We start from the raw sequence: 11,705 nt of genomic DNA on the forward strand, positions 1-11,705 counted from the left end.
CGGCTGGTGCCTGGCCATTGGGAAGGCGACCTGATCAAGGGCGCGGGAAACCGCAGCGCGGTGGCGACGCTGGTGGAGCGCAAGACGCGCTTCGTGGTGCTGGCGAAGATGGACGGTTGCGGGGCCGAGGCAGCGCTGGAGGCTTTGACCAAGAAGTTTCGTCGTGTGCCGCTGGCGCTTCGCAAGAGCTTGACCTACGACCAGGGCAAAGAGATGGCGCATCACGCAGAACTGACCAGGCGGGTCAGTATCGAAGTGTTCTTTGCCGACCCGCACAGTCCGTGGCAGAGGCCAAGCAACGAGAATATGAACGGACTGGTTCGAGAGTATCTACCGAAAGGCGACGATCTATCGGTCTTCTCGCAGGGCTACTTGAACAGAGTCGCGAAGGCGCTGAACTATCGCCCTCGGGCGGTTCTCGACTTCGCCACTCCCGCCGAAGCCATGGCCGAAGAGATCAATAAATTACGAACTGGTGTTGCATCTCAGACTTGAAACCGCCTTCCGAAATCCGGATCGCCATGCTTTATCAGCAGAGGCTAGCGGATTGCGTTCCTCTACAACTCGCGAAGGACGTCCGTACATTGCAGTGACATCTCGTCGCACGGTCATGACGACAACATCAGGTAATGGCACGTCGACTGCAGGCCAATGGCGTGGCGGTAGCTTCCCGTAGTCCAACTGGCGGGTGTGAGATGCGTCTCTTCCCACTCGTCGTCGATAGGCATCTTATGTCTGTCTTACTAATTAAGACTTGTGGCGATAGTTGATGCGACCCTTTGTCAGGTCATATGGCGTGCGACACGATCTCCTGCGAGTACGCGTATGCGGTTCTTTTTTAGCCGGCCCGAGGAGTAGGCCCAGACCGTGAAGCCGTTTTCCAGTATGACGCGAAAGCGGTTGTCCGGAAGCACTTCCGAGACTCTGCCACCAAATTCCACCAGTTCTTCTTTAGCCATGTACGCCTCGATCAATGCTACGTTTCTTCACGCGAGTGGTGTGGAAAGGTACGCGCGGCGCAGCCCATAAGATTGCGGCTGCAAATGCGCGACCGCGCGGTTGCCGGCGTAGCGAGCCGCCTGCTTGGCCTTTGACTCCGAGCCATAGGTCGTATGGCGCATCGAAACGTTTGCGACGACGCGTTCAGCGCCGTCTCGATACTCGGAAATCATGTAGTTCGCGAACCACAGACCAGGTTCTTGCTGAATCGGGAAGACGGAAACGGTGAAGGGGGTGTATTCGTAACTCAAATTGTTCTCGGTTATGCAACACGGCGGACGTGTACTAAAAAGTGTCGAGTCATGCTGACTGCCACCGGTGCCGTGGTGCTGGTAGTGAAAAAACGGATGGCGCCTCCGAAGCTTCGTTCTTGTGGAAGCAAAGAGGGGCGAAGACGCAATCGAGACCGTACTTTCGCAAGTCAGCGCTTTCTGTACATACGCTGGCTGCGGTGCGGCTCTGCCGCTGGTCGGATAGGTTAGGGCAAGAGGCTACCCATAGAATCCGGTGTACACCGGAGTGGCCGATAACGCTCTTCTAGTCATGATGTCGCTTCGGCGCGCGGCTATCGAACTTTGTCGACAGCGGTGCCATCCTAACACCTTTGATCGAAATCCGCTGCGGCGGCGATCGATGCCTTCCGATGTGAGAGCATGTCGAGCTTTGGACGACGGCATGATCGAGACTAGCGCCCCACTGCAAGCCCCGAGGGGCAGCCGGAACGAGAGATACCCCTGAAGCTTTTGATTGACCGCGTACGACTGCACCTGTATAACCGACCTCGCAGGATCTTCAAGCTAGTCTCGCAGCGTCAGTTGCACCCCGTTAGGGCCACTTTCTCTCCATGTATCTTCCTTGATCGTCGTGCCTCGTCAGCATCCTTCGTTGGCGAGAATCTCTAAGGAGTCCTCACATGGAAACCGGTACTGTAAAGTGGTTCAACGATTCGAAAGGCTTCGGCTTTATTTCCCCCGATGCAGGGGGCGAAGATCTCTTCGCGCATTTTTCTGAAATTCAGGGCGGTGGTTTCAAGAGCCTCCAGGAAGGACAGAAGGTTCGTTTCGTAGCAGGCAAGGGCCAGAAGGGTCCCGCAGCAACGAAGATCGAGCCAGTCTAATCAGGTTTCCTAGCTTGATGAAGAAACCCCGTCAGCAATGACGGGGTTTTTTATTTCTATTGTCCCGAGTGCAAACAACGGTTAAGTGAACGGCTCTCTTGCACCGCGTGGGACTGACTAAATTTTTTAGTCCGCAGGAAGACTAACGATGGTTGCATCAGGCAGGCACCCGTTGAAGGCGCGGAAATCCGGCACGCCGCCTTCCCTTTGATCGCCGAAATTGATTGGCCATTGGAATGGATGGCGACTGAAGCTCAGGCCAGTCCACATTGACGGCGCTATGCGAGTCGAAGAGCGTAGTCACAGCACTGTGAAGGTAAGTTGCCGCAAGACGGATGAGGATCAATCCATTTCCTGCAGGCTTCTTAAACGACAGGCGGCCTAGGCCGTGTCGCACCAGTGGCACAGATGTTACGCGTTGATAATTGAAAATAGTGGCACGGCTGGGCATCGTAAGTCCTTCATGGTGGGTGCGCCGAATCTCAGTGACGAGGTCGCATGATTCGGTCGTTCTATCGGATCCGACCGTCTCACCGCTTGTCGAAGACGGCTACTGGAACGGGTACAGCGTGGCAGAGATTTGCCGCTTGCGTAAGCGTTCAAACTCCATGGCTCAGGAAAACCGTATGAGTCGTGATCGCATAGCCTGGAACCCGGCGGAGAGAAAGACATTGAACTACTGCCGGCCCACAAAGCCGGCAATCAGAGTCTAGATGCCACAGGGCTGCATATCCTCGAATTGTAGGTGGCCGTGGCTCTGCGTCACAGGTCACTTACAAGTTAGTTCAAAAGCGTCCCACGTTTGCCCATTTGGCGGCACATGCAGGACGTGTAGCTTTCTCGCGCTCCTCCCGGACTGGCCAGCGTAGGCCAAGGTGCGACGCTGGCCAGTGGCTGCCTGGAAGCCCGGTTGCCTTTTCGGACGCTCGAGTCTTTACTTTGCTCACTTCATCCGCCGTGAAATTCTAAAAGCGGCCGGAGCAGGTCGGGCTCGCTACTTCCCTTACACACCAGGAAGGCCTGCTTTGCGGTGTCAGGCCATCCGTCAGTACCCGTCCTGTATCAGTCGAGCCGGATCACGTACCCCTCGCGAGGGTGCGACCTCCCTGCGTGCAGTGCGGCGATACGCTGTTGCGCGGCCGACATGCCTGCTTCCTCTACCACCGTCAGCCATCCACGCGATGGCTCGCGAACGTGGTCGATGAACCGGCGCTGCGCGGCATTGAATTTCTCGTTGACGATCGCCGGCCCCCAGTCGGCATTGCGCTTGCGGATCTGCACTGGCGCGAAGTAGAACTTGGGCGCCGGGCCGGGCAGATCCTCGGCCTTCAGGAAGTCAGTGTTTTGCGCCGAGCCGGCATAACAATCGTAGACCAGCGCCGCGCCGAAGTGCTGGTGGATGCGGCGCCGCAGCGCAGGGTCGCCGGAGAAGTCCACATATAGGGTGGGAACGTCTGCCGGCAAGCGCTCCAGTTCGTCATACGCGGCGCTTTCGTGGTAAGCGCCCAGACCGTCGACAAATTCCCTGTTGCCGGCCGAGGTCAACGCGGTCAGCGTGAGGCCGGTGTCACGAAGGCAGAATGCCGTGCCATAAGCTGTCTTGCTCGACGCACTGGAAAACACCAGCCGGCGCGCGCCGAAGTAACCGTTGTCCTCCAGGAAATCGGCCAGCATGAACGACGTGATGAAGAGTGGCCGGTACAGCATCTGGTAATTCTCGAGCGCTGGATCGTAGACAGCATCCTGACTCACGCGGGTGTACTGGTTGTACGCTGACACCAACGGCTTGCGATGCTCGGCGCCATCGTAGAAGCCGCGGCCGGTAACCCGCTCGGGCTGCATGCGCTCGTGGCTGGCGATCGGGAAGTAGCCGTAGAAGCGCTCGCCCGGATTCACCCCTGCCACCGCGGAAGCCACCACGTCGGCAAACCCCCACACTGGCATGTGGCCCCACTCCGGCTGGCCGGTCGGGAAGAAGTCCCAGTACTGCATGGCGTCGCCGAAGGCGGCGTAGGTGATATTGTTGGTGGTCAAGGCGAAGCGGCCGAGGCGCAGTTCGATTTCGCCGTCGGCGAGACTGGCGCCGGGCAATACCATGGTGCGCTCCAGGCGGCTGTCGCCGAGAGCGTTCTTGCGAGTGAGAAGCCGTTGGCCGGCGCCTTGTGTAAGCTGAGTCATTTGTGTCTCCTGTCGGTCAAACTCATGACTTCACTCTATCGGCGCAAGACCGCCAGCGGGTTCGGAAACTCCAGCGGCCCCGCCGGGGCTGCCGAAAGGTGCGCCAAACCGCTGAAACGTCCGTCGCAGGCCCGCGCCAGGTTCACGGTGCAGGCCATCTACGAAGCGTTTGTTCGGATTTGGCGCCGCGATGGCCCGGCCGCCGCCACCACACGCATGGTGGCGCTGGAAGCTGGCTATTCGGTCGGCACGCTGTACGAGTACTTCCCGAACCGCGACGCGTTGCTGTCCGGCTACGTGCGCCACATCGTCGAAACCATGTTGGCCCGCATCCGCGCCGAGGTGACGGAAGCCACGGCGCTGTCCTGGCGGGCGCGGGTGACCCACCTCGTACGCCTCAGCTGCTGCGACCCCCGCCTGCAGTTGCCCTACTTCGACCTCGCCATGCTGGAAAGCGAAGACCGCATTGCCGAGCCCAAGCATCACCGCCGCGTTTTTGACGAATTCTGTCGCGCCTGGCAGGCCGCCCTCGACGCCTGTCCGGACCTGCCTGTACCAGCCAGTGCGGAGACCGTGCAAACTCTGGTGACGGCCGTGTGGGGCGCGCGGCGTTACCGGCTACTGTTGCCGAAGTCGCCGCCTGCCGGCCGCGCCTGGATAGAGACCATGGTCCGGATCTGCCTTCACGCGCTGGCCGCGCCGGCTGCGATTGACGCCGCGGCGGGCGGATAGGGCTATTGGAAGGCAGCGCTGCGGCGAACCCGAATAGCGACAACGCTGGCAAGACGACCTCGGGAGCACACATTGGGATCCATCGTCATTTACCAAAGCCGCGGAAAACTCGCCGTCCTTCTGCTAGGCTCAATTCTATTCGTCGTCCTTTGCATATTCTTACTGGCAAAGCATCCGGTGTCGATGAGTGCAAAATCGACGATCGCAGTCGCTCTCGGTATTCCGTTTTTCGCTGCTTGCGGGCTGTTCATGCTATTCCGTCTGTTATGGAGAAGGCCGGCAATTATCATTGACTATGAAGGAATAAACGACCAGGCGTCGGCGGCGTCGATAGGATTTATTCCATGGAAGGACATTTCGCACGCGAAGGTGGTCGTGTTCGGCAGCAGGCATCGGCAGAAATATCTTTGCGTCTCGCTCCGCAATTCGAACGACTATTTGGCGAAGTGCGGACCACTGGCTCGCGGACTATTGCGAGCCAACGCAGGCATGAGTGGCTACATTGTGAATATCCCGCAAGCGGCCTTGTCTGTAGGACTTGAAGTGGCCTTGGGCATATAGAATTTCATCTTCGGCGGCTCGGGGTTGGCCACGGCGATCCTGATTCGATTAATGCTCCGGGGCCTAAACATCAAATCGGGTAACCCCTGATCAGCAGAGATATCTGCCGATTCGCCGGTGGCTGACACGGCCCAACGAAGGGCCGCTGTCAGTGGTGAAACCGACGTCCAAATGTCTGCGCAGCGCCTTGGGTGAAAGGCTGTTATTGGCCGGCAAGCGCCCGCCTGCCGGCCAGAAGTATGGTCAGACTTCAGTTTGCTCAGCAATCTCCAAGGCGTCATCTACCTCAATTCCCAGATACCGGACGGTACTCTCGAGCTTTGTATGCCCGAGGAGCAGTTGGACAGCTCTCAGGTTTCTGGTCCGTCTATAGATTAGCGAGACCTTGGTTCGCCGGATTGAATGCGTCCCATAAGCGGAAGTGTCAAGGCCGATTGACGCTATCCAGCGATGGACCAACCTGGCATATTGTCGGGTCGATAGATGGGGCGACGAGCGCAAACGACTGGGGAACAAGAAGTCGCCGCAGCTCAATCCCCGTGCGCGTATCCAGGCCTGGAGGCATTCCCGAGTCTGTCCAGTAATCTCAAATTGCACGGGTCGATGCGTCTTCTGTTGCATGACCGTCGCACGCATGCCAACTTGGCTTCCTACGCTGACATCTTGTACGCGGAGACGAATCAAATCGCAAGCGCGCAGCTTGCTGTCGATGGCGAGGTTGAACATCGCCAAATCTCTCGTGCTAGCGGCGAGCTGAAGGCGCGTACGGATTGCCCAAATCTCGGACAGCTTCAGAGGAGGCTTCTGCCCCGTCAGTCTTCCCTTGTTCCACGGGGCACGGCGGCTTACAGATGGTTGGGAGGTAGTCATGACTCACTCCTGGAGTGGATGGGAGCCCATTCTGCGCCTGTGCCGGAACCTCTCAAGTGGCGGGCGCTAGTCCCACTCTGCTTCCGAAACCAACTCCGCTGACACGACGCCTTCGACGCTCATCTGGTAGAGCTTCCGATAGCACAGTGGACATGGCGCCCAGTCCAAGGCCTGATTGCCTCCAATCTCAAAGTGCAGTTCGCGGATCCGGACGGTGACGCCGCATTTGCAGACGAGAATTTGGGTATGGTCATCCATCGCGTATCTCCATGGCAGAAAAGGGGATTACAGCATGTGACGGCCGGAGATCTCCATGGATCAGCGAGTTGCCAATCTTTCTCAGGATGCGCGCGAGGGCACAGCAGGCTCCGAAGAGCGCAAGCATAGGACCAACATTTTCGTGCGGGGGCAGTTTCGGATCTTGCCGATTCACTGATTGCCGAGATTCAATCGCCGAGCTTCTGTCCGGGACGGAGGTGGGTCTTGATGAGTGGGCGGTGACCGCCTATTCCCGCCAGCCAGCAACTGCGCTCCCAGAGGCAGGACACCGCCGCAAAGCGGTCGTTCGAAAGCAAGCGAACCGTGGCTTATGCAGCGGCGGCTGCCGTGCGCCTCTGTCCGTGCAGAAGAAATAGCGTGAGGATTGAGGCGAATCCAAGAGCCGACGACACCCAGAGCGCCCTAGCGCCCAAGGAATCGAGCAGCATGCCGAAGAGCCACGGCGCCATTGCTTGGGCGACGCGGGCCGGCACCATTAACAAGCCCTGACGGTGGCCATACCCGCCCGGCCCGAAAATAACCAGCGGCAGCGTGCCCTTGGCAATCGTGAGAATGCCGTTGCCCGCCCCGTGTAGGACGCCAAACAGGGCCGCCGCGGGCGCTCCGGCCACACCGAACGCCAATGCGCCAATGGGATGCAGCGCCGCCGCGATCCGCGCCGACAGCAAGGGGTGGACCTTGCGCAGCAGGCCGAACTCCAGGATCCGGGCACCGACTTGCGCCGGTCCGATCAGCGCACCCACCATCACGGCCATGGCCAACGACGCCCCACCCGCCTGCAGCAGCCGCGGAAGGTGTACGGCCATCGCTGAGCTGATAAACCAGGTCGCCGCGAAAACGAAGGTCAGCGCATAGGAAGCCGTCCGCTGCGAACGCTCGTCACCCGGGTGCGGCCTATCCTACGCGTTGATGGCACGGCTTCGCTGGGCGCATTCGCTCCGGCTGCCATCCGCGGCATGCTCAGGTTCAGGGCCAGCCCAAGCGTGAGATGTAGCGCCGCCCAGGCCAGGCAGGCGCCTCGCCAACCGATGTGCGCCTCAATGTAAGCAGAGAGCGGCCAGCCGACCGTACTGGCAAAGCCGGCGATCAGCGTGATGCCGGTGATCGCGCCGCGCGAATGGTGGCCGTACAGCGCGACCAGCGTGGCGAACGCCGCTTCGTAGAGCCCTGCGCCCATGCCGATACCCAGGATCACCCAGGCGGCGAAGAGGCCCACGGCCCCTTGGGCCACTCCGAGCCCGGCGAGTCCGACTGCGAATACCAGGCTCGTGGCCACGAGCACCGACCGGCCGCCCGTCCGATCGATCATCCTCCCGGAGACGGGTCCCAGCAATGCGGACACCACCAGGGCGAGGCTGAAGGCAGCAAAGATCGTCGGCGCGGAGACACCAAGATCCTTTGCCATGGGCGTTGCCAGCATGGCCGACAGGTAGTAGGTCGAACCCCAGGCCAGCGTCTGGGCAATTCCCAGCCTGGCGATCACGCTACTGCTTGGCTCCATGGCCGTCCCGTTCCTGGTTATTCCACTTCGTTGCTGTCGGTGTCGCCGGTCTGGGCCTCGTTCTCGTGCTGCATGGCCGCCGCTGCCAGCGCCGTCGCGTTGGGGGGCGCGGCTTCCTTGCGCTCGCTGTAGCGGTCCGTCAGGTAGTCGCTGCGGTCACGTACCAGCAGTGTGAACTTGACGAGCTCTTCCATGACGTCGACCACGCGGTCGTAGTAGGACGACGGCTTCATGCGGCCGTTGCCGTCGAACTCCTGGTACGCCTTGGCCACCGACGACTGGTTCGGAATCGTGATCATGCGCATCCATCGGCCCAGCACGCGCAGCGTGTTGACGGCGTTGAACGACTGCGAGCCGCCGCACACCTGCATGACGGCCAGCGTGCGGCCCTGGGTCGGGCGAATGCCGCCAATCTCCAGCGGGAGCCAGTCGATCTGGTTCTTGAAGACGGCCGTCACCGTGCCATGGCGCTCGGGGCTACACCAGACTTGGCCTTCCGACCACTCGGAGAGCTTGCGCAGTTCGACCACCTTGGGGTGATCAGCGGGCACGCTGTCCGCCATCGGCAGGTCGCGCGGGTCGAACACGCGGGTCTCCGCCCCGAAGTGCTGGAGAATCCGTTCGGCTTCCAGCACCAGCAGCCGGCTATAGGAAGTCTCGCGCAGCGAACCGTAGAGCAGCAGGATGCGCGGCGGGTGGGTGCCGGCGCGTGGCGGTTCCAGCTTATAGAGGTCGGGCGTATCCGAGCACCGCAGGGACGATATTGGGCAGATCCGCGGTCATTGAATCCTCCGCCCTTGCGCGTCGATGACGGCCTCGCCGTCTTCCTTGGTGAAGGCGCCTTGCTGCGGCGCCGGCAGGATGTCCAGCACGAGTTCCGACGGCCGGCATAGCCGCACGCCTAACTCGGTGACGACGAATGGCCGGTTGATCAGGATCGGATGGGCCAGCATGGCATCGAGCAACTGGTCGTCGGTGAGTGCTGGATCACCAAGGCCAAGCTCGGCATAGGGCGTACCCTTCTCGCGGATCGCTTCGCGCACAGTGAGCCCGGCATCGCGGATCATCGCCTGCAAGGTCTGCCGGTCGGGTGGCGTGTTCACGTACTGGATGACGGTGGGCTCGATGCCCGCATTGCGGATCATGGCCAGCGTGTTGCGCGACGTACCGCACGCCGGGTTGTGATAGATGGTGACGGTCATGGGGTATCTCAGTGCGATTCGTACCAGTGCTGTGAGCGGTTGACCACGCCCACGACGAACAGCATCACGGGGACTTCGATCAGCACGCCGACGACGGTGGCGAGCGCCGCGCCGGATTGGAAGCCGAACAGGCTGATGGCGGTGGCCACGGCCAGTTCGAAGAAGTTGCTGGCGCCGATCAGGGCGGATGGGCCGGCCACGCAATGGGCCACGCCGAGCTTGCGGTTGAGCAGATAGGCCAGGCCGGAGTTCAGCAAGACCTGAATCAGGATCGGTACGGCCAGCAGCAGGATGATCAATGGCTGTTCGACGATGGCATTGCCCTGGAAGCCAAACAGCAGCACCAGCGTCGCGAGCAGGGCGGTGATCGAGTAGGGACCCAGCGCGCAAACTACACGCTTGTAGGTGGCTTCGCCCCGTGCCAGAAGTGCCTTGCGGATGACCTGTGCGATCAGCACCGGCACCACAATGTAGAGGGCCACCGAGGTGATTAGCGTATCCCAGGGCACCGTGATCGACGACAGACCCAGCAGCAGCGCGACGACGGGCGCGAAGGCGACGACCATGATCGCGTCGTTGAGCGCGACCTGCGACAGCGTGAAGTACGGATCGCCCTTGCAGAGCTGGGACCAGACAAACACCATCGCCGTGCAGGGTGCCGCCGCCAGCAGGATCAGGCCAGCGATATAGCTGTCGAGTTGATCCACTGGCAGCCAGCCAGCGAACAGGTGTCGGATGAAGATCCAGCCCAGCAGCGCCATGGAGAACGGCTTGACCAGCCAGTTCACAAAGAGCGTCACGCCGATGCCGCGCCAGTGTCCCGCGACCTGGCCCATGGCACCGAAATCGATCTTGATCAGCATCGGGATGATCATGATCCAGATCAGCACGCCGACCGGCAGGTTCACCTGTGCGACCTCCATGGCGCCAATGGCCTGAAAGACCGGTGGCAGCCATTGACCGAGCAGGATGCCCGCCACGATGCAGAGCGCCACCCAGACGGTCAGGTAGCGCTCGAAGAAGCCAATGGCGCTGGGTTGTGCCGCTGCGGCGGACCGTTGCGCCGTGCTCATTGCCCGGCCTCCACAGGCTGCTCGCCGATGGCGCGCATCTCCTTCTGGATGGCGTTATGGTCCAGCACGTGCAGCGGCAGGTTCACGAACTGGCTGACGCGATTGAGGATCTGACGGAAGACCTGGTCGAACACCTTGCGCTTCTCGTCATCGGAGCCCTGGATGGCGGCGGGGTCCATGAAGCCCCCTTGTGCCGTGATGGGCGTGCCGGGCCAGATCGGGCAGATCTCGCCCGCGGCCTGGTCGCAGACGGTGATGACGAAGTCCATCCTGGGTGCGTCGGGCAGGGCGAACTCATCCCAGTTCTTGCTGCGCAGGCCAGAGGTGTCGTAGCCGATCGACTGGCAGCGCTCGATGGCAAAGGGATTGACCGTGCCAGAGGGATGGCTGCCGGCGCTGTAGGCGTGAAAGCGTCCCTTGCCGAGCACATTGAACAGCGCTTCGGCCATGACGCTGCGGGCGGAATTGCCGGTGCACAGCACCAGCACGTTGAAAGTCTTGTCGGACATGGTGGTTGTTGGGCGATTGAGCGACGTTGGGGCGAGCGGGTGCCTCCTCGCGCGAGGTCCCGATGCGGGAGGCGGGTCAGGGAGTGCTCAGCAGCAGCCGGATTCCGGCGTGCAGCAGGCGGTCTTGGCGGTTGGCTTCGGCGTGGCGCTCAATTGGACCGGCACGCAGCACGCGGCGGCCTCGGCGCTCCGCTCCCGTGACTCACCATAGGTCGGCGCGCCACCAAGCGTGTGAAACGATTCCCAAGCGATCCCCGTTGGGTCCACTGACCAGTGCTTGTTCGAGGTCGCGTAGCAGCAGTTCGTCTCGGACTGGGACTGCAGGGGCAGGTCGGCGCTGGCGAGGCGCGTCTGCGTCTCGGCCAGCTCCGCGTCGGTCTCTACCTGGATGCCGAGATGGTCGACGCCGAGCTTCTCCGTGCGATTGGAGATCGCGAAGTTCACGCGCGGGTCGTCGAGCGCCCACTTGGCGTAGTCGTCCCGGACGACAGTGGGTTCGGCAGCGAACAGGGCCGAGTAGTAGCGGATGCTGGCCGGCAGGTCGGCCACGCTGACGTGGACGTGGAAGCGCTTCATGGTTCAGGACTCCGTGGCGACGGAACAAGAGGACACCGGCGAACACGGATTGCCACCACAGCAGTTCTCCGTGAGATAGCCGAGCAGGGCATTCATGGTCTCGAAGCG

The 11,705-nt window shown here is 61.3% G+C and carries 11 protein-coding genes and 5 pseudogenes; 4 read left to right on the top strand and 12 right to left on the bottom strand.

Annotated features, from left to right (window positions below; all coding sequences use genetic code 11):
* Window positions 1–495: pseudogene (locus BLQ58_RS28390) on the top strand (IS30-like element ISRme10 family transposase); the annotation flags it as partial.
* 252 nt (window positions 496–747) lie between these two features.
* Here the strand turns inward: BLQ58_RS28390 and infA are convergent.
* Both infA and BLQ58_RS28400 read right to left on the bottom strand, forming a co-directional pair.
* Window positions 748–959, bottom strand: a pseudogene (gene infA / locus BLQ58_RS28395) (translation initiation factor IF-1).
* Window positions 960–986: 27 nt separating this feature from the next.
* Window positions 987–1,250 (bottom strand): isochorismatase, encoded by a 264-nt coding sequence (locus BLQ58_RS28400; protein ID WP_092603791.1) that lies wholly within the window; start codon window positions 1,248–1,250, stop codon window positions 987–989.
* A 662-nt stretch (window positions 1,251–1,912) separates the two neighbouring features.
* Here BLQ58_RS28400 and BLQ58_RS28405 point away from each other — a divergent pair.
* Window positions 1,913–2,116, top strand: coding sequence for a cold-shock protein (locus tag BLQ58_RS28405; RefSeq protein ID WP_027693588.1), 204 nt, complete (start codon window positions 1,913–1,915; stop codon window positions 2,114–2,116).
* A gap of 1,062 nt (window positions 2,117–3,178) precedes the next feature.
* On the opposite strand, the gene BLQ58_RS28410 is transcribed toward BLQ58_RS28405, so the two are convergent.
* Window positions 3,179–4,294: a DUF2855 family protein gene (locus BLQ58_RS28410; protein ID WP_029051688.1), complete on the bottom strand. Its 1,116-nt coding sequence runs from the start codon at window positions 4,292–4,294 to the stop codon at window positions 3,179–3,181.
* Between BLQ58_RS28410 and BLQ58_RS28415 the strand changes: the two genes are divergently transcribed.
* Both BLQ58_RS28415 and BLQ58_RS29005 read left to right on the top strand, forming a co-directional pair.
* The gene (locus tag BLQ58_RS28415) at window positions 4,295–5,026 is read left to right on the top strand and encodes a TetR/AcrR family transcriptional regulator (protein WP_254776252.1); all 732 of its coding nucleotides are present in this window, start codon (window positions 4,295–4,297) and stop codon (window positions 5,024–5,026) included.
* Window positions 5,027–5,098: 72 nt separating this feature from the next.
* Window positions 5,099–5,587 (top strand): STM3941 family protein, encoded by a 489-nt coding sequence (locus tag BLQ58_RS29005; RefSeq protein ID WP_049815958.1) that lies wholly within the window; start codon window positions 5,099–5,101, stop codon window positions 5,585–5,587.
* Between the two features lie 243 nt (window positions 5,588–5,830).
* Here the strand turns inward: BLQ58_RS29005 and BLQ58_RS28420 are convergent, their stop codons facing one another.
* From BLQ58_RS28420 to BLQ58_RS29635, 9 genes and pseudogenes are all read right to left on the bottom strand, one after another.
* A complete protein-coding gene (locus tag BLQ58_RS28420; protein WP_029051497.1) occupies window positions 5,831–6,457 on the bottom strand; it encodes a tyrosine-type recombinase/integrase in 627 nt (208 codons plus the stop codon).
* 66 nt (window positions 6,458–6,523) lie between these two features.
* Entirely contained in the window at window positions 6,524–6,715 is a 192-nt protein-coding gene (locus BLQ58_RS28425; protein ID WP_029051498.1) for a hypothetical protein, read from the bottom strand.
* Window positions 6,716–7,044: 329 nt separating this feature from the next.
* A pseudogene (locus BLQ58_RS28430) lies at window positions 7,045–8,237 on the bottom strand (MFS transporter).
* A gap of 17 nt (window positions 8,238–8,254) precedes the next feature.
* Window positions 8,255–9,020 (bottom strand): annotated as a pseudogene (gene arsH / locus BLQ58_RS28435) (arsenical resistance protein ArsH).
* Window positions 9,017–9,439, bottom strand: coding sequence for an arsenate reductase (glutaredoxin) (arsC, locus tag BLQ58_RS28440; RefSeq protein ID WP_029051499.1), 423 nt, complete (start codon window positions 9,437–9,439; stop codon window positions 9,017–9,019). Before arsC ends, arsH begins: the two are co-directional and overlap by 4 nt.
* Window positions 9,440–9,447: 8 nt before the next feature.
* The gene (gene arsB, locus BLQ58_RS28445) at window positions 9,448–10,512 is read right to left on the bottom strand and encodes an ACR3 family arsenite efflux transporter (protein ID WP_029051500.1); all 1,065 of its coding nucleotides are present in this window, start codon (window positions 10,510–10,512) and stop codon (window positions 9,448–9,450) included.
* Window positions 10,509–11,021 carry an arsenate reductase ArsC gene (locus BLQ58_RS28450; RefSeq protein ID WP_029051501.1) on the bottom strand — a complete coding sequence of 171 codons (513 nt, stop codon included), beginning with the start codon at window positions 11,019–11,021 and terminating at the stop codon, window positions 10,509–10,511. The genes arsB and BLQ58_RS28450 overlap by 4 nt, the downstream gene beginning before the upstream one ends.
* A gap of 87 nt (window positions 11,022–11,108) precedes the next feature.
* Complete coding sequence (locus BLQ58_RS28455; protein ID WP_029051502.1) at window positions 11,109–11,597, bottom strand: ArsI/CadI family heavy metal resistance metalloenzyme; 489 nt, start codon at window positions 11,595–11,597, stop codon at window positions 11,109–11,111.
* A gap of 3 nt (window positions 11,598–11,600) precedes the next feature.
* Window positions 11,601–11,705: pseudogene (locus BLQ58_RS29635) on the bottom strand (transcriptional regulator); the annotation flags it as partial.

It is taken from the genome of Ralstonia sp. 25mfcol4.1 (genome assembly GCF_900104095.1).
Taxonomy (GTDB): Bacteria; Pseudomonadota; Gammaproteobacteria; order Burkholderiales; family Burkholderiaceae; genus Cupriavidus.